We start from the raw sequence: 24353 nt of genomic DNA on the forward strand, positions 1-24353 counted from the left end.
TTTAATGTTTAAAATAGATTTAATTATTTTACCTTTTGCACAACACCATACTTAACTCCAAAAGTATCTACAGTAACTTTTTTCATCTTTTGATCTTTTTTCGGTTTTGACTTTTCTACACTTCCCTCAGGAACTACCGTCTCTACAGAAACTATTTTATCTACTATTTCCATACCCTTTGTAACCTTACCAAATGAAGCATATTTACCATCTAGAGCAGTAGAATTTGCGGAATTTGCAACCACTATAAAAAATTGTGAACCGGCCGAGTCCGCGTCAGTACCTCTTGCCATAGAGATAACTTCTCTTCCATGCTTTAATGTATTATTAAAATTATTTTCGCTAAACTCTCCTTTTATTGCATAACCCGGTCCGCCGTTGCCTGTTCCTTTTGGATCTCCCCCTTGTATCATAAACCCTGGTATTACTCTATGAAAAATTAATCCATTATAAAAACCACTATTAACTAAAGAAACAAAATTTCTAACAGTATTGGGTGCAATTTCTGGATATAATTCTATTTTTATAGTTGAACCATCCTCCATTACAATATTAACCAATGGATTTTTGTCCTTGACTCCTTTTTCCGTAACAATCTTTGTTTGTGTTTTAACATCTTTTGATGGGTTTACTTCAGAAGTAGTATCATCCTTTTTCTGCACTATATTAGCACATCCACTAGCGAAAACAACAAAAATCAATGTAAATAATATCATACTTTTTTTAAGTAATTTCATTCGTTTCATTATTTAAATTCTCCTTTTAATAACTTATGTCACATAATTTATATTTTTTTATAAAAATTCTTTTACACACTTGATTTAAGTAATTCCATATTTCCTTTAAGGTTATATTCTGTCCCTTTTGATATGTAAATTGTTTCTTCTTCTTTTAGATTCATTTGCTTTTTGTTAGCTTCTATTATTCCCTCACCACTTATTACAGTATAGCTATGGAAGCTTTCATTAACAGTATCTATATAATTACTTTTAACAATGATTTTTTCAACTTTAAAATAAGGAGTCTCGAGTTTTACAAAGCTTTCAATTCTTCCACCTTTATTTTTTCCTTCGTAATCTATAACATCTAGGGATTTTTCAATGTGTTCCTCTCTACCACGTCCCCAATCATGAAGCCTATAAGTAATATTACTGTTTTGCTGTACTTCAATAAGCTTTACACCAGACTCTATAGCATGCACTGTACCTGCTGGTATATAGATGAAATCCCCTCTTTTAATATAAATGCGCTCTAAATACTCTTCTAATTTATCTTCTTTTATAATTTGTCTTAACTTTTCTTTATTTAGGCCCTTCTTTATTCCCGATACTAAAGTTGCGCCCTCTTTGGCTTCGAGTACATACCAGCACTCTGTCTTTCCATTAGCGTTTTCAACCCTTTTAGCATAATCATCATTGGGATGTACTTGTACAGATAAAGTATCTTCCGCCTTTATAATTTTATTTAATATAGGAAAATCATTGCCACAACCTAACAATTTAGATAATTCTTGCCCTTTATAAATCCCCTCTTTTATTGTTGATTTTCCATCTTCATGACAAGAAAGTACCCATTTCTCCCAACCCCATATTTTTTTGCTTAAATATGGCTCTAGTTTCAAAACCATTCCTTTCAACATTACAATTCCTCCATTCACTCTCAATACATTATTATCATTAATTATTTTTTTCCAATTTAGTTATAATACCCTTTGCCTCTTCTCTTGTATTACTTGGTCCACAAATATTAAATTTACTATTGTATTTACTGTCTACATCATCTAATTTTATAAGTATTTCATTGAAATTATTCGATGTATTAACTGTTCCATTTACCTCATATTGACCAGTCTTATCATTTTTAGTTTCTATAAAAGCACTATATTCTACTGTTTTAAAAACATTGTATTTTGCCCATATTCTCTTTAGTACAACCTGTTTTTTTACACCATCCACTTCTATGCTTCCTGTAAATACATAATTAAGGGATAAGTTCTTTTTTAATTCTCCATCAAGATTAATTTCTACTGCTTTATCGAGTTCACTATTCTCATCATACATATATCCACTATAGTTTCTATTAATGCTTACAGGTCTAAAATATATAACTGATATTAAAATTATACCAATAATTGCAATTACTATTGATGCTTTTAAATTTACTCTATCCATATCCATCACCTCTACTTAATAATATTTCTCTATGCTTTTAACTACACATAATATTATAATATAAATTATATTATAGTGCATTATAAAAATCTAAAGTAAATATAAAGGTTAAACAATTATTAACTGTTTAACCTTCACACTGCATGCAAACATAAAATGTAACTATTTTTATTTAGCTTTCCAAGTTGTCCCTTCTTTAGAATCAAGAAGCTCAATATTCATAGCTATAAACTCATCTCTTATCTCGTCTGCTCTTACCCAATTTTTACTTGCTCTTGCAGCATTTCTTTCAACAATAAGATTATTTATAAGTTCTTCATCTATATCTGTAGTTTCTTTTTCAATTATCATAAGATTAAGTGAGAATATCTTATCAAAATCTTCTATAAGAATTGATTTTTCCTTATTATTAAGTTCAATATCTTTTAGAACATCAAAAAGTACAGTAAACGCATTCGCTATATTTAGATCATCGCTGATAAATGATGAAAACTTTTCTTTGTATGATAAAATTTTCTCATCACTGACTATATCATTTTTATTGATATCACTTAAAACAATAGCAATTCTTTCTTTAAGTTTTTTATAACTATTTCTAGCATCATTTAAGCTCTCAAAACTGAACACTAACTGTTTTCTATATTTAGATTGAAGACAGAAATATCTATAATCAAGAGGGCTATAGCCTTCTTCTTCAAGTCTTGATATTGTTAAAAAGTTTCCACTAGACTTTGACATCTTTCCACTGTCGAGGACTAGGAACTCTCCATGCATCCAGTATTTTACCCATTTATGTCCAAGTACTCCTTCTGATTGAGCTACTTCATTAGTATGATGTATAGCAATATGATCAATTCCTCCACAATGAATGTCTAAATATTCACCAATATATTTAACAGACATAGTAGAACATTCTAAATGCCAGCCTGGAAATCCTTTGCCCCATGGTGACTCCCATTGCATAATTTGATTAGAAAACTTAGAATTTGTAAACCATAATACAAAATCAAGTGGATTTCTTTTATTAGTGTCTACTTCTATTCTACTACCAGCTTCAAGTTCATCCAAACTAAGATGTGCAAGTTTTGCATAATCCGGAAATTTATCAATTTCAAAATATACATTTCCGTTCGAAACATATGTGTATCCTTTTTCTTCAAGTTTTTTTATAAATTCTATCATATCCTGAATATGCTCTGTAGCTCTACATACGATAGTTGGTCTTTTTATATTTAGTTTTTTACAATCTTCAAAAAAAGCATCTTCATAAAACTTAGCAATTTCCCACACAGTTTTATGTTCACGCTTTGCTCCTAAAGCCATTTTATCTTGACCTTCATCCCCATCCGATTGTAGATGCCCAACGTCAGTAATATTCATTACATGCTTAACTTTAAACTTTGAATACTCCAATGATTTTTTTAGCACATCTTCAAAAATATACGTTCTCAAATTACCTATATGTGCATAGTTGTAAACTGTAGGACCACAAGTGTACATTCCAACCTTTCCTTCTACATAAGGTATAAACTCTTCTTTACTTCTAGTCATGGTATTATATACATTAAAACTCAATTTATTCACTCCTTCTTAAATAATACAATAATATCTAAGGCTTTGCAGAAACCATTACTAACATAATCTTTGCATTTAAAAATATAAAAAACTACAGACATGCTGCAGCTCTAGACTTCACAGTATAAACGTAATATTAAATACTTACTCCTAAAATAGCCATATATAAATTCTAACATAGTATTAAGATAATGCAATAAATAATCTCTTATTTGTTAGAAAACCACAATTTTTTTATATGCAAATAAATTATCTTTTATTCTATATTTTTCTTCAATATAAGAAAAGAAGCACATAAACAAACGTTTATATGCTCTAATACTTTTATTTTCTATCAGCAGATTGTTTTTTATTTGTAGCATTTTGATTTTTCGCAGTTTCGCGAGTTATAGGAGTATTATAATTACTCTTTACTAATCTAGAAAACTTATTATCTGGTTGGCTATCTTTAGGCATAAAAACATCTCCCTTTTTTGTATTGTTATTCATAGGTTTTACTATTTTCAAAAAAAATATTCTACTTAATTAAATCTACCTAACAAATTTTTTAAAAATGCACGGTGCTCCCACTGTGATCCACAATCCAATTACAACATATCTAAGAAAGTCAGAAAAAATATTAAGTGGAAGAATTACCTTTAACATACCTTTTAAGGTCACGAGAATGGCTAATCCAAATACCAATTTCATTAGTTGCTTTAATATACTACTTCGAACTTCGTACAACACATATCGAGACTCTAATATATATCCAATAAAAAATCCTAATACCGTTCCTGCTATTGTATAATATGTTTTTTCTCTAAAGAATATCATTCCCAAAAGTGTAGGTACAATAATTATCATTAATACCCATGCTTTTTGTGTTTCCTCTGCATATTCAAAAATATAATTAGAAATAATAACACTTATGATTCCAATTACTATTCCGCCAATTACATCTCTTGGATAATGAAGTCCAAGATAGAGCCTTGAAATACTCACTAAAATGATTGCTAAAATTCCAACTATATAAATCCACTTTCTTTTAACTTTAATAATACAAGAAATCCAAAATGTCGTAGTCCCTTGTGTATGACCACTTGGAAAAGATTGACCTGTAGCTGTTTCTATTCTAAGCGATCTTATTCCAGGCACTCCTATTGGCCTAGATGCATTAATCATATCCTTTAATATAATGTTTGTTATTGTACTTGTAAGTAATGCAAACCCTAGCTTATACCCAAATTTTTTATTTACACACCAAAATATTATGGCAGCTGCAATAATATAAAAAGATTCCTCTCCAGTCATTGTAACTAGTTGAAAAAATGTATCCCAAAATGGAGATATAATATATTGTATATGTTTTATAATTTCTACCTGCATAGTGCCCTCCTTGTATACGTCATAAAGTTAATACATTCTTGCTTCATAATCGTTTTATTAAATTCCTTTATATTATAAAAAAATAAAAGGCCAATCTTATATCATAGATTGGTCCTTTAACTATAGTTATAGACTTAATTTTTTTCATTATATGCGTCTTATATTACCTTTTCATAATCCACATCAATAATAACACTATCATCGTAATTAATATCATTAGTATTTGTTATATCTGCGTCACTACTAAAGACATTAGATTTTGTCGTAGCGTCTTTTTTTATATTTGATTTGTAGATAAACTTCTTAACACTTTTTACTAATTTTAAACTATACCATACTAAAACTCCGAAAACTGCAATTACAAATAAGGCTCTAATAGCAAAGATAGCTATAAAAGGTATTGTTATTGCTAATACAATAAAAGCACCTATTGTTAAAGCTGATTTGAATAACTTTGAAATTACATTTTTACCCTTTGTATATTCCATAATAATATTAGCCTTCTTTCATTTCATACGATTTACTCAATAAATGATAGTATGATTATAACATATAAACAGATTCAAATATTAATTATTCATTAAGAAAAAATGAATAATTAATTAAATAATTTAATAAATATGTTAAATTTGTTAAATTTATTTTAGATCAACTATAAAAATCCTCCATCTATAGTTATTACTTGTCCTGTAATATATTTTGAGTTTTCACTGGCTAAAAACGTTACAAGCATAGCAACATCTGAAATTTCTCCAAATTTCATCATAGGTATTTCATTTATTAAATTTGCACGTTCTTCTTTAGTTAACCACTTATTCATTTCTGTATCTATAACTCCTGGTGCAATAGCGTTTACTCTAATATTAGAAGGTGCAAGTTCCTTAGCTAATGATTTTGTAAAAGCATTAATTGCTCCTTTAGATGCAGAATAAATCACCTCACAAGAAGCACCAACCTCCCCCCACATTGAAGATATATTAATTATGCTACCACTTTTTTGTTTTATCATTTCTTTTAAAGCATTATGAGAACAATTAATAGTACCCTTTAAATTTACATCTAAAATATTATTCCACTCGCTAGGCTCCTGATCCATAAATAACCCAACCTTCGAGATTCCTGCATTATTTATTAAAATATCTATTTTTCCTAATTTTTCAACAGTAGTTTTTACCATCTGCTTTGCAAACTCATAATTACTTACATCACCTTTAATCATTAAGACATAAGCCCCTAGCTCTCTAATTTCCTTATAAGTTTTTTCAGCCTCTTCATCATTGCTTTTATAATTTATTACAAGACAACACCCGTTTTTTGCAAGTTCCATAGCAATTCCTTTGCCTATTCCTCTAGATGCTCCTGTAACTATTGCAACTTTTCCTTTTAAACTCATAATATCACCCCTAACCTAGACTATTTTTATATTTCCCCACATTTTGTATAAGAATCTCGTAATAATATTTTTAACTCATATATCTTCATTATCATATTATTAAATGTATTTTGCAACTGTAAATTATATAATTTAGTCATAATAACCTTTTATAATATATGGATTATGTTATAATTATAGGTGAATTATTAAATAAAATACAATTTGTAATGCTTTTCTTAACTAATAAATCATATTATAATTAAAGGGGACAAAAAAATGGATAATTTTTATGAGCAACTTCTAACAACATCTAAAACAACTTCTTACAAAATAGTAAGTGGAGCAACCTATGTACTTGGATTACTTGGACTGTTTTTCGCTAGTGTAAATATGATTTTTGCTATATTATTAATTGCTTTGGCTGTAGCATGTTATTTTTACAAATCAAAATTATATGTAGAATATGAATATCAATTTACAAATGGTGAAATTGATATAGAAAAGATATTGGAAATGAAAAAAAGAAAAAAGGTCACAACTTTTAATATAAAAGAAATAGACCTTTTAGCTCTTAATGATAGTGATTTTGTAAAAGATTATTCAAACAAACCTACTTCTATAGTAAAATGTTATCCCACAACCGCAAAAGGACCAATATATGTTGCAATGGTTACAGAAGGAAAAGATAAAATGCAATTGATGTTTATGCCTGATGAAAAATTTATTAATCATTGTTTTAAATATAATCCAAGGGCAGTAAAAAAGTAACATAATAAATTTATAAATATTTTATGTTGATACTGAAATTCGAATAAAAGGGATGAAGATTATGGTTGATTTAAAAGGGATGAGCAAGCATAAAAAAGCTGAATATATCTGGGAGTATTACAAGTTACATATTATTGGTACTTTAGCTGCCCTATGTATAATAATTTCTATTATACATAGCCAAATCACAAAACCGGATTATGTATTTAATCTAACTATGATTTCAAACATTGCAGATACGAATAAAATAACTAATTTAGAATCCTTACTTACAAAAGTTGTTGTCAAAGATGGAAGTACTAGAAAAAAAGCTAGAGTAAGCACTATGCCAATTGACGTTTCAAAAAATGCAAACCTTCAAACAACAAGTCAGTATATGCAAAAACTTACTGCTGAGGTATCTGTTGGAGAACTCGATGTTATAATTTTAGATAAAACCATGTTTGAATCCTTCGCAAAACAAGATATGTTTTTGAGATTAGATAATATAAGTGAACTCAATTTAGATTCTCTAAAAGGTGAAAAAATTCACGCTATCGGAAGTGATAAAAAGAATGCCTTGTATGCTATAGATGCCAAAGATATTATGTTATTAAAAAAATTGGGATTTGATACAAAAAATAAGGTGATTGGAATTGTTCGATCAACTAAACAAAAATACAATTCAATTTTAGTCCTTAAATATTTGCTCAATAAATAAATTAAAAAGTCTGTCAATCAAGGAAACGTATATTTCACTTGATTAGCAGACTTTTTCTTATACTATCTTTTCACCATCTTATTTTAAACTTTCCAAACTAGTTATCATTTTATTTACTTTATCTTTTGTTATTACAAAATCAGATTTTCCATTCCTAAATACTGCATAAAACTGATCATTATAAGGTGCGAAATCAATGATTTCCTGCTTTTCACTTCCTTTATTAAGACTATATGTAATGCTAATCACTGGTTTATTTTCTAGTTTTTGGTCATTTTCAGCATCTACAGTAAGCCCTATTATTTCTTGATATTCAGTCTTAAATTTATTAATTTCTACCTTCTTACCATTTACCTTAGAATTTGTAGTTACAACATCTGGATCTCCAGATTTTTCAGCTTTAGCTGAAGTTCTAGAAACTAAGACTGTATCTTTTTTTCCTTTTCCCTCTACAACTATCTTATTTACATACTCTAAATTTACAATGTACACAAATTTAGTTATCACATCAAAAGGTTTAAACTTAAAGAGATCAATTACGGTCTTATCCATTGTATATATGGTGTCACCTTTGCCTTCTTTAAAATATACACTACTACCATCCTTGTTTTTACCTATAAAAAGTTGCAATGTATTTTTACTATCCTTTAGTGTAAGTTCAAGAGATGGTTTATCTAATCCATACTTACTTAAATCTTTCGGATTATCATCAGCTATATCACCAGCTTTAAGATTCGCAATAGCTGCTATTACAGGGGAAATTTTCTCAACCTCTAAATTTACCGTTGAATTATATGCATCCGTAAGCATCCAAGTATTTATATTGTATTTAGCTTCATCTTTGCTTTGATGTGCATTCTTTATTATCACAACTGGTAAGCTTCCAGCTTTAACAATTTTCATGTATGAAAGTGAAGTCGCATCTATAGCAGTAATTGTATTATCTCTGTATGCTGACTGCTTTAAAGTAAGACCATTTACAATACTAGCTGCTATAAAATATACTTTTTGGGTTCCTTTCTCATTTACATAATAGCTAGTTCCATCTGAAGTTTTATCTCCAACGTATAGTGTTTTATTTAACTCTTTCCCAACTATCACTATATTTATAGTTGGTTTAGCAAGTCCATACTTCCCCATATCATTAGCATTCTTTTCCACAAGGGTTCCTGATAAATTTATTACTGAATCTGTAATACTATTAATGGTAGTCTGTTTGATCTTGTGATTATAATTTTCAATAACCCATTCTTTAGATTTTTTAACAAATGTATTCCCCGCACCGCTCTTTTTAATAATTACCTGGGAAACTTTAGTGTTATCAATCTTCCAAACTTCAACGATGCTTGTACTTACATTTATAGAACTTGCATCTTGCTTATCTGTTTTGGGATTACTTGAAACATAAAAATATGCTCCACATAATAAGAGTAAAATAAGAGCGAGTATTATAATACTCTTAGATTTCTTCATAAATGTCTCCTCCTAATCCATACTACAACCCCCATGATAAGAACTATAGCAGGAATTACTATTATAACTAAAGCAGAAAATCCAAGTGTTTGTGCCTTAGTGATTTCTAAGGTTTGCGTTGTTAAATCTTTTGGCGTAATAGAAATATTTTCCTGAAGGTCCTGTACCCAATTCATACTATTCATGAAAAGGTCTAGATTACCACCAGCTGCTACATTAATAAAACCTGAAGATGAAAAAACAACAATTTTAGCCACACTTGATTCTTGGGTATCAGTTATTGCAACCGCTACATCAAAAGGACCGTCTATGTCCCCGGATGCCTTCTGCGTTGTTGTGCTATTTATATCTTTCTTTCCAAAAGACTCGCCTGACGTCGTAAGTAGCGGCTCAACTTTTAAAGAAGCCTTCTTAACTTTTAGTTGCTCAATTGGTTGTGCCACTGGAAAAAGAATAGGTAGATTTGCAGAAACCATAGGATCAATAATTGCATGACTATTCATTTTAGGAATAAGGTATGCAGGTTCCCTATAATATTTTTTTGAATCTCCTTCTACTATTAGAGAATGTTCAATTTGAATTCCAAAAGTGCTCATGAGATTATCAAAATTTGGGAACTTACCCTTCTGAACATCCATTAAAAATATTCCATGACCGCCTTTTGAAAAGAAATCTTTTAACTTAATTAGTTCGTCCTTGCTTATATCAACTGATGGAGAACTAACAAGAAGCATATCTCCCTTTGCTGGTTTCCAAATATTTGTTAATAAATTCAATTGTTTTACTATAAAGTTTTGATTGCTTAAGTCACTAGAAACTTCAGTAGCTAATGCTTTTTCCTTATGCCCTTCTAAATTGTAAACAACTGAATTTTTATCGCCTGCAACGTACATTATAGCTCCTGTGATTTTTTGTTCCACTGCAAGAGATTTCACAGATGTCTCACCAGTAGTTTGATCCTCGGTCGTATTATATAACTCACTTTCCTTAATAGCTTTAAATTTACCAGCGCTCTCAACAACTATACTCCCATTTGCAATTTCATTTTCAGTGCTACTATATTTTTTTGCAACTTGAGGATTAGTAGTTGGGTCTATATATTTTACAGTTATTTTCTTAGATTTACTAGGGTATTTATTTATTATTTCTGTCATTCCTTGATCATAACTACTCTGCTTTGAAAAGATAATAATATTAATATCACGGCTTAGCTTGTCCATAACTTTATAAGATTGATTTGATAATGAATATAATTTATTCTTTGTCATATCATATTTAAAATCCATTTTATCAATTACTAAGTTAGCAACCAGTAATATTACAAGTACCATAGATGTAATTAGTGCTGCATAACCACCATATCTAAACTTATTATTTTTAAATGTGCTTTTAATTTGTAACTTTTTCATATTCATCCACCCCTTAACTCCATCTTCTCTTGTCAACCATTCTTATAGTTAAAAATACAAATGCCACAATAAATGATAAGTAATACACCACAGAATTCAGACTTAATATGCCTTGCGAGAATAAATCATACCGTTTTATTAAAGAAAACCATTGGAAAACCTTTTGAATCATACCATCAAAAAGTTCCTTTTTTGCTAAATATATTCCTACAGTTATAATTATGCCTGCTACTGCGGTAACTGATGCTGCATATATGTTTTTAGTTGAAAAATAAACACCAAAAGCAAATATCCCCACCATAACTAGAACAAAAATTATGCTAGAAATTCTAGTGCTAGGAAGTGCCTGTTCTATACTATCTATTAAAAATATAAAAAGTAATACTCCAAAAGATATTACTGCTGACGTAACTTGATTTTCTGTTAAACTTGATACAAATAAACCTATAGATATTAAAGTTGCTCCCAATAGAAACATACCAATATATCCTGTAAATATTTCAGATGGTGAAACAGTTCCAAACATACTTAAAATTAGTGGGTATAAAACCGTTATTAAAAGAGAAATAGTAAAAATAGCTACGGCTGCAAAATATTTACCCAATATAATATCGCTTATTTTTAATGGTGAAGTAAACAATAATTGATCTGTTTTAGTTTTTGTTTCTTCAGATATAATCTTCATGGTTAATATCGGAATAATAAACAAAAATATTGTAATTAGACTTTGAAGCGTACTATTATATGTTGGACTTGCTGCTAATAAATTATACATTGTAAAAAAGATTCCTGTTATTAATAGAAATGTTCCTATAAAAATATAACCAATAGCTGAAGTAAAATATGATCTAAGTTCTTTTAAAAATACAGCTAACATTACATACCTCCTACTTTCTTGTTTGTTGTAACATCCAAGAATATTTCTTCAAGATTAATTTCCTTGCTCTTCATCATTAAGATAATAAACCCAGCTTGGCTAAGCGAAACAAATAATGTTTCTCTTATATCTAAATTATTTTTTGCCTCAACTAAAAGATCTACCGTACCAATCTCATGAACACCTTGCTCCTCAATTGATTTAACATCTTCCACTGCTTTTATATGTTTATATACATCCTCTTTTACCCCTTTAACCCTCAAAAGGACTTTGTTACTGTTATTTACTCCTTTTGATAATTCTTCTGGAGTTCCAGAAGCAACAATCTTGCCCTTATTTATTATAATAACCCTATGACAGATTGCACTGACTTCTGATAATATGTGTGAACTTAATATAATGGTGCATGTCTTTCCTATTTTCTGAATTAGATTTCTTATTTCTATAATCTGCTTTGGGTCTAGACCTACCGTCGGTTCATCTAGAACAAGCACCTCAGGGTCTCCAACTAAGGCTTGAGCTAGCCCTATTCTTTGTTTATAACCCTTAGACAGATTTTTTATAAGCCTTCCTCTAACATCTAATATTTTGACAAGCGACATTATTTTTATCATACTTTGCTCAATAGAATCAGATTTAACCTTTTTTATTCTAAATACAAACTTAAGGTATTCCTCAACAGTCATATCCAAATATAATGGAGGTATTTCAGGAAGATATCCTATTTTTTTCTTTACAGCTTCAGGATTTTCAAGTATGTCAATACCATCAATTCTTACATTACCGTTTGTTGCGGATATATACCCTGTGAGAATATTCATGGCAGTTGATTTACCAGCACCATTTGGTCCTAAAAATCCCAGTATTTCTCCTCTTTTTACTGTAAGATTAAGACCATCTAATGCTACTTGATTTCCATAACGTTTTGTTACATTTTCCATTTCTATCATTTTTTTCACCCCTACAATCATTTTTTCACATGTTTTTTTTATAAATTATTCTATTATTCTCATAATATAACTTTTTCGTGTCAAAATGAATTTTATTTTATGAGCATTCTGTAAACAATTTCAATTATAACATTAATTATATTAAATTCCAAAATTAATCATTATATTAGGATTTTATATAAACAAAGGGAAGACTTACCTCAAATTCTTTTGGTAATCCTCCCTGGTTTTATAATCTTCATGCTGTGGTCTACCTAATTTTTTCTGACATCAGTTGGACTCACTCCAAACAACCTTTTAAAAGCCCTCCTAAATGACTGTGCACTATTGTACCCAACCATCTCAGAAATCCCTGTAATTGTTAATTCATGATTTTTCAAAAGAATGTTTGCATTATTAAGTCTAGTTTTTTCTAGATAATCTGTAAAATTAATATCTGTTTGTTCTTTGAAAAGATGTGAAAAATAACCCTCGCTTAAATTAAATTCTGAAGATACTTTATAAAGACATAAATTTTTATCCATATAATTTGATTCAATATACCTTTTAATTTTATTCATTAGATTTAAATTAGAATTACCTTTCTGTACTAGTATTAAATCGCATAAACTGTAATAAGCATTCGCCACCAACTTAAAATTAACATCATAAGAATTTTTTGAATTTACTTCTCTTAAAATATTATTAATATCCTTTATATCTTCAATACTTTTACTATCTTCATTATCTTTAAAATCAGGCAACATTTTTCTAATAGTACTTTTTAACTCCTTTACAACATCATAACTTTTACAAGAATTTAAGTTCCTAGTCTCAAAGTTTTCATAATAAATAAAATCTAAAAGCTTATTAACTTGACCTTTATCTCCTATTTTTGTATGATTTAATAACTTTTGCTCAACATCTAGTGGATAATAGTAATTTTCAGTTTCTATCTCAAGATTGTGAGACCAAACTATTGAATATTTATCATCAAAATTATCTAAAGCATGTACAGCTTGTTCAAATGAATGCCAAAGCTCCAAAGGATTTGAATAAGGTTCTCCTCCAGAAGCATCAACTTTTAAATTAATATTATCTAAAAGCTCTTTTTTAACATTTGCTACATTATCTTCTATTTCCTTATAAAAAGCCTCTGTATCTTTTATATCAGAATTCAATATAATAGCAATTGTTTGTTGGTCTATATCATGAAAAAATACATTTCCTGTGAAATGTTTTGTTAATACCCCTCTAATAATTGCTTTAGAAATATTTAATTCCTTTATAATTTCATTGTTTAAATTTATTACAGTTGACTCATTGTTAAATAATTTAAGTAATATTACAATACTTTTGCCTTTTGAAATATCAATTCCTACATAAGCAGAAATTGCTAAGAATTCTGCCTCATTATATATTTGCCCACGTATAAGCTTCTCAAGAAAAGCTGAATGAATTAATGACTTCTGATTATCTATATCCTTTTGAAGTTCATTGTTTGTTAGGATCAAATTAGAAACACTCCCATTTATTGAAGAGAATGTATTCTTATTAACAACCGATTCATCTCCGTTAAATTGTTTTAACTGCTTAACAATATCAAAAACTGGTTTACTGTTACGATAAGCAAGAATACTTGCAACTAAAATCCCTACTAAAAGAGTTATTAAAAACAATTTAACTGTAATAAACGTAAACCCGTTTAAATTAGCAAATACCAAATCAGCTGGCAATACAATAACATATTTCCAACCCCTTTCTTTAGATGTTATATATGTAACCATCATTTTCTTGCCATCAATATTTTTGGAGAAAAATCCTTCCTTTTTTGTTAACTCTTTTGAGTTAATTCGATTACTTAGGTTCATATTTTCAGGTAAACTGGTTATTAGTTCTCCCTTCTTATTTTCAACGTAAACAAATCCTCCTTTTGATATGTCAATATATGAAATTAGTTCTTTTATTTTTTCATTTTCAAAAGATATTGTTATTGCACCCATTGGTTTTTCATTATATCCAAAAGGAACTGATTGAACGAAATTTGTATTATTAGAACCTAAACCCTTTACGTCATATGATTTTAGTGAAACATACTCTGGAGCAAAATGATTACTCATTAACATATTAACCCATGTTTTATACTCTGAAGCTTTGAATTTTAAAACCATATTATAATAAATATCTGCCTTATACAGAGTATCCTGAGTTATAATATAATTGCTATTCTTTAAATAAATATAATAACCAGATAAGTAATCCATATTGCTAGTATACTTGTTGAGTTCCTCAATTACATTTTTAATTTTCAAGTAATCACTATCTAAAAGTGGTTCCTTAAGTTCAAATAGGCTAACTAATTTATCATTGGTCGCTAGTTGAACAGATAAATGATCTATTTGCTGTAATTGTTTTTCGACTATATTTTTTGATTGATTAAGCATAGATATATTTGATTCTTTGATATCTTCCTTAACAATATTTGCAGCTATTCTATAAACACCAAACCCCATTACCAATGGAACTGCTAATATAAAAATATATGGCACAATGAATTTTAGAAAAAGTTTATTATCAAAGTTTTTATATATTTTAAACAAAAATACCCCCCCAAATGTATATTAACCCTTTACAAACCTCGAAAGTGGCTCAATATTATTTTCTATTATTCCTTCAACAACTAGCTCCGCCATCTTTTTTGCTCCCTTTTCACAAAAATGAGTATTATCCTTTTTTCCTTCCGGATAATTTAACGACTCTGAAGCATCAACCCATAAGAATATTTCCTTAGCTTTTTCTTTACCAATAGTTTCAAAATAGTTTTTACTCTTTTCTTGCATATCTATAAGTGGAAGATTAAATTGTCTTGCAACTTCTCTCATTGCTATGGAATAATCACCATGAGTATCTGGCATAGTTCCATTCTTATTAAATACTCTTCTCTGTATTGAAGTTAAAAGTACCGGATTTGCTCCTGAACTTTTTGCTACTTCTATATATTTTGAAATGTAATATTTATATGTAGTAAATGGATCTGTGTGTCTTTCTATATCATCTTTTTCATCGTTATGACCAAATTGAATAAACATGAAATCGCCATTGCAAATAGTATCAGATATTTGTTTCAAACGCCCTTCATCTATAAAACTTTTTGAACTCCTACCATTGACTGCATGATTTTTAAATTCTACTTCCTCATTAAAAAACAGATGTATCATTTCACCCCAACCCGTTTCTGGACGTTTCTCAATAATCTTTGCTGCTGCTGTTGAATCTCCTACAATAAATACCTTTATCTTTTTACTCATTTTACACATCTACTCCTTTTCAAATATAATACATCTAAGTTATATTATAGACTTATAATTCATAATTACTATATTATAAGGCTATATTGTCAAATCTTGTTTTAATTAAATATACTCTTCTCAACCAATAACTATAATAAAAAGTTATTGATACTCCTAGGGTTAATTTCATAATTCATTAATATTGTATCATATGTAAACGAATGTATCATTAATAATTTTAATATAAAATCCATTAATTTCTATGGAATTGTATGGTATATTGAGAACTGCTCCTTTACAAAAAATTCACTAAATAATATAATTCAATTAAAGTTGGAAACGTTAACAACTGAATTTCTTTTTATAGATTTAAAGGGGGGAACATTATTAATGAAAAAATCAATTTTTAGAAACTTAAGTTTAGCTTTATCACTCACTATGATAGGTGGTGGTTTAGTAGGATGTGGCTCTAAAGCTGACACAGCAGCTACTCCTACAAGTGCAGCAAAAGACGTAGCAGTAGTAAAACCAACAACAATTAAAATGACTACCGATACTTTCCTAAAACCAGAAGATGGAATGGCTGATTTTGTTGCAGGATTCAAAAAGCAAACAGGAATTGATCTTAAAATTACACAACCGGTTCATAATCAATATTATGATAAACTCAGCCTTCAATTCGCATCAGGTGATGTACCTGATGTAGTAGAAATAGCCAGCACTTACCTATCTTCTTTTGGAAGTAATGGAGCACTTTGGGATATGACTGATTCAATCTCAAAATCTAAAACTCTACAGACTATTGATCCAAAATATGCGAATTCCATTAAAGTAAACAATAAATCGTTTGCCTACCCAATTCAAACTGGTGGTGGTTGTATTACTTACTTAAGAAAGGATTGGCTAGATAAACTTAATTTAAAAGTTCCAACTACTTATGATGAATTCACTGCCGTTTTAAAAGCATTTAAAGATATGCCAGATGCTAACGGCAAGAAAACTATTATTCCATACAGTGCTGCTGGAGTAATAAACACAGAAGTTCCTTATTCTATATATTTGAGAGAATTCTATCAAGATGCAATACCTAACTTTACTAAAGTTAACGGTAAATGGGTAGATGGTATGTCACAACCTAATATGAAAGCTGCTCTTCAAAGGATGACTAAAGCTTATGCTGATGGATTAATTGACAAAGAAATAGTTACAAATAAAACTTCAAGTGTCCGTGATAAATTCTATGCTGGTAAAGTTGGAGCATTCACTTATTGGGCAGGAGATTGGAACAGAGTTATGGAACAAAAATTACAAAACGCTGTAAAAACCGGAACAATGATTGCAATACCTGCAATTAAAGAAACTAAGTATATTGAAAGAGCTCCTGTAGGCCTTGGAATAACTAGTAAAGCAAAAAATCCTACTGGAATATTCAAATATCTTATTGAGTTTATGCATGATGGTGGCGAAGGTGAGACGTTGTTTACAAATGGAATTAAAGATTTAAACTACAAAGTAACAAATGGAGTTACTAAAAAATTACCTAGCAAACTTGACCCTAAAATAGATTTTCCAAAAATATATGAAGCACCAGAATTCTCTTTAACAAAATTTAAAAACCCAATTGTTCTTGATAAAAGAGTAACTAGTTCACTTGCAACATTTACTAAAGACTCGGCTCTAGAACCATTACTACCTGCATCAGATGTTCTTACCAAAGCAGTTCCAGACCTATTAACACTCAAAAATGAAATCATTTCTAAGGTCATGGTTGGTACATTGACAGTTGATGCTGGATTAGCTAAATACAATAAAGATTCAAAAGCATTAGTTGATAGCGTTTTAGCTGATCTTAACAAATAATAAATTATTATATAATTGGAAGTAATTTAACTTTTACTTCCAATTACATTTTATAAGGTATACAAGCTCTAAATTCCAATAAAACATAAAGGAGGACAAATTAATTGCAACTTAAAATAAGGAAACCCCAAAAAACATCAGATACTAGTCTTATGAAAAAATCAAATACCAGTGTGTTAAAAAAAATGTTAAGATATAAGTATTTTTATCTAATGGCTCTTCCAGTAGTAGTAATCACATTTATATTTTACTATATGCCTATGTATGGTATAAAATTTGCATTCACAAAATATGGTCCATTTGCCCCTGCAAAATTTATAGGTTTAGACAATTTTACGACTTTGTTTAAAACGCCTCAATTTTTGAGTGCCTTTAGAAACACTATCAGCCTTAGTTTGCTTAACCTTTTTATCGGCATGATAGTAACAATTGTTTTTGCTTTGTTACTAAATGAGGTAAAAAACAAATTTGCTAAAAGTTTTGTTCAAACATTGTTATATCTTCCACATTTCCTTTCCTGGGTAGTTGTAGCTTCCATATTCACTATAATTTTATCACCTCAGGATGGATTTATAAATCAACTACTTGTACAAACAGGTCATAAACCTTTTTATTTTTTAGTGTCTGAAAAATGGTGGACCCCTATATTCGTCTTTATCGCAAGGTGGAAGGATACTGGTTGGGGAACTATAATTTATTTAGCCGCACTATCTGGTATAAGCCCAGAATTATATGAAGCAGCATCTATAGATGGCGCTAGTAGACTTAAACAATGTTTTCATGTTACCATTCCAGGAATTATGAATACAATACTTGTAATATTTATACTAGATCTTGCAAAAGTATTAAACTTATTTGATTCAGTATTTAATCTTATGAATCCTTTGGTTTATAGTGTTTCAGATACTATTCAAACCTATACATTTAGGGTTATGTCTCAACAAGCAGACTATGGTTACACTACAGCCGTAGGATTATTTAAGTCTGTAGTAGCTTTAGTGTTAGTTCTTGCAGCTAACAAACTAAGTAAAAAAATTAAGGGTTCAAGTATTTTATAACGAAAGGAGATAGTTATTAATGAATGATAAATTTAGCTTCAAAAAAGGATACCGTGGAAGAGCTTTTTTCAAAATATTCAACGCATTCTTTCTACTTGCGACTGTAGTTGCAATACTTGTTCCTATTTTGAAAGTAGTATCAGATTCTTTAGATACCACCGGTTCATATGGTTTGAGACTTATTCCATTACATCCAACACTTGCAGCTTATAAAGCTGTTGTTACACAAACAACCTTATATACTCCTTTTCTTATTTCTGTTTATATAACTATATTGGGTACACTTATTGGTTTATTCCTAACAACACTAGGAGCATATATATTAATTCAGGATGATATGCCTGGAAGAAAACTATTTGCATCACTCCTATTTTTTACAATGTTATTTAATGGTGGACTAGTACCTACATATTTAAATATGAAGAGTCTTGGATTAATGAATAGTTTATGGTCAATTATTCTTCCATTAAGTTTAAATGTTTACAATTTGATACTTATGAAGAGTTTCTTTGAGGGAATACCTAAGGCCTTAATGGAATCAGCTGAGATAGATGGTTGTAGTCCTATGGGTATATTCGTAAAAATAGTGTTGCCTTTATCAAAGCCAGCACTCGCTGCCATAGGATTATTTTTCGCTGTTTCCTTTTGGAATGAATATTTTAACTTTATGTTGTACATTTCAGATCCGAATAAACTTAACTTTCAGATTAAAATAAGGGAAATGATAATAGAGAGTACAACCACTCAATCAACTTCATCAAATGGTATATATAGTAAAACACTTCAAAATGCAGCTATAATTGTTACAATATTACCATTTGCTGTTATATATCCTTTCTGTCAAAAATACTTTGTACAAGGTATAACCCTTGGCGCAGTTAAAGGATAATTTAATCCCTAGAGTAAAGGAGGTTTTTATGAATACTTCACCATATTCAACAATATTCAATGTTACAGAATTTGGAGCAATTCCAGACGGTATTACCTCTTGCAGCCATGCTTTCGCTCTAGCTATAACATCATGTAGCAAGGCTGGCGGGGGTACAGTCTACGTACCTGCTGGCACTTTTCTTACAGGTTCTATTATGCTTAAAAGCAATATTAATTTAAATTTAGATTCAGGCGCTATTTTAATATTCACGAATGATATATCTCAGTATCCTATTGTAGATTCAAGGTGGGAAGGAGCCGCGCAGTCTGTATATTCCTCATGTGTATACGCGCAAAACCAAGAAAACATTGCTATTACCGGTCGTGGAAAACTAGATGGACAAGGTGCCTTTTGGTGGAAAATATTTAAAAATAAAACAAACATATATCCAAGGCCTAAATTGATAAGTTTTCATAATTGTAATAATGTGCTTATTGAAGGAGTTACTTTAATAAACTCACCAAGCTGGACAATAAATCCTATTTGCTGTGATAATGTAACCATAGATAAGATTACAATTAAAAATCCGAATGACTCACCTAACACTGATGGAATAAACCCTGAATCTTGCAAAAATGTGCACATTTCAAATTGCCACATTGATGTTGGTGATGATTGCATAACTATAAAATCCGGAACAGAAGCTACTCCCCTTAGAGTTCCATGTGAAAATATTACTATCACAAATTGTACCATGGTACATGGTCACGGTGGGGTAGTCATCGGAAGTGAGATGAGTGGTGATGTTCGATGTGTAACCATAAGCAATTGTGTATTTGAAGGAACTGACAGAGGTATTAGAATGAAATCTCGTCGTGGTCGTGGTGGTGTTATTGAAGATATACGAATTAATAACATAATAATGAAAGATGTGTTATGCCCTTTTATAGCAAACCTATACTACTACTGTGGACCTAATGGAAAAGATAAATATGTTTGGGATAAAGCTCCTTATCCAATAACAGTAGAAACTCCAGCCTTTAGAAGAATTCACTTTTCTAATATAACTGCTAGAGAAGTAAGGGCTGCCGCTGGTTTTTTGTATGGCCTTCCTGAAATGTATGTCGAAGATGTATCCTTTAATAATATTTCAATATCTATGGCAGAAGACGCAGAGCCTGGCATGCCAGATATGATGGCAAATCTTGATCCAATGAAGCAAAGAGGTTTCTTTTGTTCAAACGTTAAAGACATTTTCTTTAACAATGTTACTATAAGTAATAATGAAGGACCAGCTTTTTATGTAGAAAATAGTATTAATGTTGAATTTTCAAGATGTAAAACAAAAGATTCAAAAGGCAATGATCCTATGGTAAAACTTAATAACGTTATATAAAAAATAAAATCGAGGGGTGTTACAAATGGAAAATTGGGCCGCTAGGATGACTGATTCCGTTATGATTCGAACTCCAGAGTTTAATGGTAAATGGGAATATGATAATGGTGTTATTTTTAAAGGTATCGAGTTATTATGGAAAATAACTAAGGACAAAAAATACTTTGATTTTATTAAAAAAAATATGGACTTTTTTATTGATGAAACTGGTGATATTAGAAAATATAGTGTTACTGAATATAATATAGATCACGTAAACAATGGAAAACTTTTATTTCTTCTTTATAATGAAACAGGACTTGAGAAATATAAAAAAGCTGCTTTTCTATTAAGAGAACAATTAAGAAATCACCCAAGAACTAGTGAAGGAGCATTCTGGCATAAGCAAATCTATCCTTATCAAATCTGGTTAGATGGCCTTTACATGGGTTCACCATTTTATGCTGAGTTTATAAAAGAATTTGGTGAAATTTCTGAATTTGATGATGTTACAAAACAATTTTTAATATGTGAACGTCATGCAAAAGATCCCGCAACTGGATTGTTATATCATGCATGGGATGAAAAGAAAGTTCAGCCCTGGTGTAACAAAGAAACAGGGCTCTCTAAAAACTTTTGGGGCCGTTCAATGGGTTGGTATGTTATGGCTATAGTCGATGTATTAGACTACCTACCAGAAAACCATAAGGATAGAGCTAGAATAATCGAAATTTTAAATGAAGTACTAGAAGCTCTTCTTAAAGTTCGCGATGAAAAAACAGGACTTTGGTACCAAGTTTTAGATAAAGGAACCCTAAAAGGTAACTATATAGAGGCCTCTGCATCATGCATGATATTATACGCTATTGCAAAAGGCTCAAATAAAGGTTATATACCAAAAAAATGGGTTAATATTGCGAAAACAACATATAAAAGCATTGTTGATGAATTTATTATGGTTACAAAAGATGGCCTAGTGAATTTAAACAAAACTTGCGCTGTAGCTGGACTTGGTGGCGCAAGTAAAAGAGACGGTACATATGAGTACTATATAAGTGAACCAATTGTTACAAATGATGCAAAAGGCATTGGAGCCTTTATCCTTGCTGCGGCAGAGATGGAAATCCTAAATTAGAAAAGCATTATAAAATTATTAATAAATAAAACAGTAAAGCTAGCAATTTATTTTGCTAGCTTTTATAAAATTCATAATTAAAATCAGGACCAAATATATTATCTATATTATAATCTTTAACTTCCTCGTCACTTAATACTTTTGCCCATATAGCTCTATTATCTAGTTTCCCCCCAGGACCTGAACTGTTATACTCCGCGTAACTAGCTGTTCGCTCAGTGACCCTGCGATCCCAATTATGCCACCCTTCGCCTATAATATGTTCTCCCATAAAACAATTTATAAAAATAGTTTTAGCATAATCCCTCCAAGGCCTTCCTAAATAAACGGAATTAGGTGCAGCATCACTTAGTAACTTGCAATTTATAAATATATATCCAAACCTTTCTCCTTCAATTGTAGATGCTGCAGTTATATATCCATTTACCTCGCGCTTCCTATTATTTGAGAATATTACGCATCCATTAAACACAGCTGTGGCAGATCCAAAAATAAAATCTATGTCACCTCTAATATAACAATCTTCATAATACTGGCGTACAGGCCTTCTTGGTGCTCGATCTTTAGGCCCACCAAACCAATTACCTTTCTTGGGTTTTGGTGGTAAAGGTCCTGTAAAAATAGTGTCCTGACATCCAACAAAACTACAGTTTTTAAACTTAGCTTTGTCACCATCCACATAAATAGCAACTGCCTGACCATATATATCTCCGCTACCAGATGAATTTTCAAAAGTTATATTTTGAGCGCAAAAATTATCTCCCCCTACGAAAGTAGAAAATGAGTTAAAAGTACCCATCTTTTCTCCGCTTAGAGACTCCTTATATGCATAATCATCATAGGTTAATATTGTATTAGCTTTACTTTCACCTAAAAGAACTACATTATCTACATTAATATATATCTTTTCTTTATATATTCCATTTTTAATATTTATAACAATTTTTTCTTTGTTTGTACTAGGTATAGAATTTATTGCATCCTGAACCGTCTTAAAATCTCCACTTTCATCCTTTGATACTATCATATGTCAAACCCCTCTCGCCACTTATTAACAAAATCATATGTTTTCTCTCCGTTCCACATATGAGGACCATCAAATATATGATGATAGATATTGTTTTTTTTATTAAATATATTATATGCCTTTCTTGTTATATCCACCTGCTGTATAGCATTAACAATCCCTCGCTCGCCATTAAGTTTATCCTTAGTACCACTTTCAATTAAAAGTGGATTCGGTGCAATTAAAGCTGCTAAATCACCAAGTTCGATATACTCCCAAAGCCTTGGTACAAAATTACATCCACATAAATGAGTATTTAATATAGAATCTTTAAATCCATAAAAATAACCACTAACAACGCTACAAGTTATTCTCTCGTCTATTGCTGATAACCATAATGCTTGCAGTCCTCCTCCTGAAAATCCACAACATGCTATCTTTGAGCTATCGCAATAACTAAGAGTTTCGATGTAATCTATAAGCCTCATAAGGTCCCAGGTCATCATACCGACCAAAGTTTGCCCTATGCTAATAGCAACATTATTTATATCATTACAAGAAGTACTCATAATTGCTTTTATATCAGTGCCTTGATGCTTATCTTCTCTTCTTTCACCTGATCCTCTTGCATCACTACAAAATACCACATACCCTTGTCTCACGAATTTCAAACCATAGTCACCGTTATATTTATCTATGCTTTCTTTAATACCTGGAGTATCAATTTTTCCAACAATTGAATCCTTACCGCCTCCTCCATGTCCATGAGGTGCAATAACACACTCTCTCTTTTCATTTAGCTTAATTCCATCAGGAATCAATATATAAAGAGGCATCCAAACTCCTGGCTCTGTTTGAATAATAGCTTTATCTCGCCTGTAACCTTCAAATTTTTTTGACTCTACTATTTGTGGTCTAAGTTCACATGACATCATACTATTCATTCCCAATATTTCTTTAAGTTTTGTTTTTAACTCAGTTTTCCATAATCCATATTCCAAAATATTCTCTGCTATAAAGCCTAATTTTTTAGATTTCTGAGAATAAAATTCTTTTAAATGATTGCTGATTGTAAAATATTTCTCTTCTTTTAGCATAAATTACCCTACTTTC

At 30.2% G+C, this 24353-nt stretch carries 23 protein-coding genes; 7 read left to right on the plus strand and 16 right to left on the minus strand.

Annotation, left to right across the window (positions count from 1 at the left end; all coding sequences use genetic code 11):
* Positions 1-23: 23 nt before the first annotated feature.
* From KPL54_RS04455 to ymfI, 8 genes are all read right to left on the minus strand, one after another.
* A complete protein-coding gene (locus tag KPL54_RS04455; RefSeq protein WP_253203346.1) occupies positions 24-746 on the minus strand; it encodes a peptidylprolyl isomerase in 723 nt (240 codons plus the stop codon).
* A 62-nt stretch (positions 747-808) separates the two neighbouring features.
* Complete coding sequence (locus KPL54_RS04460) at positions 809-1639, minus strand: type I phosphomannose isomerase catalytic subunit (RefSeq protein WP_253203347.1); 831 nt, start codon at positions 1637-1639, stop codon at positions 809-811.
* Positions 1640-1676: 37 nt separating this feature from the next.
* Complete coding sequence (locus tag KPL54_RS04465) at positions 1677-2171, minus strand: hypothetical protein (protein ID WP_216105156.1); 495 nt, start codon at positions 2169-2171, stop codon at positions 1677-1679.
* A 168-nt stretch (positions 2172-2339) separates the two neighbouring features.
* The gene (cysS, locus tag KPL54_RS04470) at positions 2340-3746 is read right to left on the minus strand and encodes a cysteine--tRNA ligase (protein ID WP_216105158.1); all 1407 of its coding nucleotides are present in this window, start codon (positions 3744-3746) and stop codon (positions 2340-2342) included.
* Positions 3747-4070: 324 nt separating this feature from the next.
* The gene (locus tag KPL54_RS26440) at positions 4071-4202 is read right to left on the minus strand and encodes a hypothetical protein (RefSeq protein ID WP_257786566.1); all 132 of its coding nucleotides are present in this window, start codon (positions 4200-4202) and stop codon (positions 4071-4073) included.
* Positions 4203-4277: 75 nt separating this feature from the next.
* A complete protein-coding gene (locus KPL54_RS04475) occupies positions 4278-5114 on the minus strand; it encodes a phosphatase PAP2 family protein (RefSeq protein ID WP_216105161.1) in 837 nt (278 codons plus the stop codon).
* 158 nt (positions 5115-5272) lie between these two features.
* Positions 5273-5602, minus strand: coding sequence for a hypothetical protein (locus KPL54_RS04480; RefSeq protein WP_216105162.1), 330 nt, complete (start codon positions 5600-5602; stop codon positions 5273-5275).
* Positions 5603-5766: 164 nt separating this feature from the next.
* On the minus strand, positions 5767-6507 hold the full coding sequence (gene ymfI, locus KPL54_RS04485) for an elongation factor P 5-aminopentanone reductase (protein ID WP_216105164.1): 741 nt from the start codon (positions 6505-6507) through the stop codon (positions 5767-5769).
* A 258-nt stretch (positions 6508-6765) separates the two neighbouring features.
* On the opposite strand from ymfI, the gene KPL54_RS04490 reads away from it, so the two are divergent.
* Together KPL54_RS04490 and KPL54_RS04495 are read left to right on the plus strand one after the other, a co-directional pair.
* On the plus strand, positions 6766-7257 hold the full coding sequence (locus KPL54_RS04490; RefSeq protein ID WP_216105166.1) for a DUF6106 family protein: 492 nt from the start codon (positions 6766-6768) through the stop codon (positions 7255-7257).
* Positions 7258-7318: 61 nt separating this feature from the next.
* A complete protein-coding gene (locus KPL54_RS04495) occupies positions 7319-7957 on the plus strand; it encodes a hypothetical protein (RefSeq protein WP_216105168.1) in 639 nt (212 codons plus the stop codon).
* Between the two features lie 78 nt (positions 7958-8035).
* On the opposite strand, the gene KPL54_RS04500 is transcribed toward KPL54_RS04495, so the two are convergent.
* From KPL54_RS04500 to KPL54_RS04525, 6 genes are all read right to left on the minus strand, one after another.
* Positions 8036-9430, minus strand: coding sequence for a DUF4340 domain-containing protein (locus tag KPL54_RS04500; protein ID WP_216105170.1), 1395 nt, complete (start codon positions 9428-9430; stop codon positions 8036-8038).
* On the minus strand, positions 9427-10839 hold the full coding sequence (locus KPL54_RS04505; RefSeq protein WP_216105173.1) for a GldG family protein: 1413 nt from the start codon (positions 10837-10839) through the stop codon (positions 9427-9429). Before KPL54_RS04505 ends, KPL54_RS04500 begins: the two co-directional genes overlap by 4 nt.
* 13 nt (positions 10840-10852) lie before the next feature.
* Positions 10853-11716, minus strand: coding sequence for an ABC transporter permease (locus KPL54_RS04510; RefSeq protein WP_216105175.1), 864 nt, complete (start codon positions 11714-11716; stop codon positions 10853-10855).
* Entirely contained in the window at positions 11716-12666 is a 951-nt protein-coding gene (locus KPL54_RS04515) for an ABC transporter ATP-binding protein (RefSeq protein ID WP_216105176.1), read from the minus strand. Before KPL54_RS04515 ends, KPL54_RS04510 begins: the two co-directional genes overlap by 1 nt.
* A gap of 254 nt (positions 12667-12920) precedes the next feature.
* Positions 12921-15245, minus strand: coding sequence for an AraC family transcriptional regulator (locus tag KPL54_RS04520; RefSeq protein WP_216105178.1), 2325 nt, complete (start codon positions 15243-15245; stop codon positions 12921-12923).
* Positions 15246-15266: 21 nt separating this feature from the next.
* Positions 15267-15953 (minus strand): rhamnogalacturonan acetylesterase, encoded by a 687-nt coding sequence (locus KPL54_RS04525; protein ID WP_216105180.1) that lies wholly within the window; start codon positions 15951-15953, stop codon positions 15267-15269.
* A 372-nt stretch (positions 15954-16325) separates the two neighbouring features.
* On the opposite strand from KPL54_RS04525, the gene KPL54_RS04530 reads away from it, so the two are divergent.
* From KPL54_RS04530 to KPL54_RS04550, 5 genes are all read left to right on the plus strand, one after another.
* Positions 16326-17795, plus strand: coding sequence for an extracellular solute-binding protein (locus KPL54_RS04530; protein ID WP_216105182.1), 1470 nt, complete (start codon positions 16326-16328; stop codon positions 17793-17795).
* A gap of 104 nt (positions 17796-17899) precedes the next feature.
* On the plus strand, positions 17900-18853 hold the full coding sequence (locus tag KPL54_RS04535) for an ABC transporter permease (RefSeq protein WP_253203348.1): 954 nt from the start codon (positions 17900-17902) through the stop codon (positions 18851-18853).
* A gap of 19 nt (positions 18854-18872) precedes the next feature.
* Complete coding sequence (locus KPL54_RS04540; protein ID WP_216105184.1) at positions 18873-19742, plus strand: carbohydrate ABC transporter permease; 870 nt, start codon at positions 18873-18875, stop codon at positions 19740-19742.
* A gap of 28 nt (positions 19743-19770) precedes the next feature.
* Positions 19771-21120: a glycoside hydrolase family 28 protein gene (locus KPL54_RS04545; protein WP_216105186.1), complete on the plus strand. Its 1350-nt coding sequence runs from the start codon at positions 19771-19773 to the stop codon at positions 21118-21120.
* 25 nt (positions 21121-21145) lie between these two features.
* Positions 21146-22234, plus strand: coding sequence for a glycoside hydrolase family 88/105 protein (locus tag KPL54_RS04550; protein ID WP_216105194.1), 1089 nt, complete (start codon positions 21146-21148; stop codon positions 22232-22234).
* Positions 22235-22289: 55 nt separating this feature from the next.
* Here the strand turns inward: KPL54_RS04550 and KPL54_RS04555 are convergent, their stop codons facing one another.
* Positions 22290-23261, minus strand: coding sequence for a pectinesterase family protein (locus tag KPL54_RS04555; protein WP_216105196.1), 972 nt, complete (start codon positions 23259-23261; stop codon positions 22290-22292).
* Positions 23258-24337 (minus strand): alpha/beta hydrolase family protein, encoded by a 1080-nt coding sequence (locus tag KPL54_RS04560; protein WP_216105198.1) that lies wholly within the window; start codon positions 24335-24337, stop codon positions 23258-23260. The genes KPL54_RS04555 and KPL54_RS04560 overlap by 4 nt, the downstream gene beginning before the upstream one ends.
* Positions 24338-24353 lie beyond the last annotated feature (16 nt).

The sequence above is a fragment of the Clostridium estertheticum genome (assembly GCF_018861295.1).
GTDB classification, from domain to species: Bacteria; Bacillota; Clostridia; order Clostridiales; family Clostridiaceae; genus Clostridium_AD; species Clostridium_AD estertheticum_D.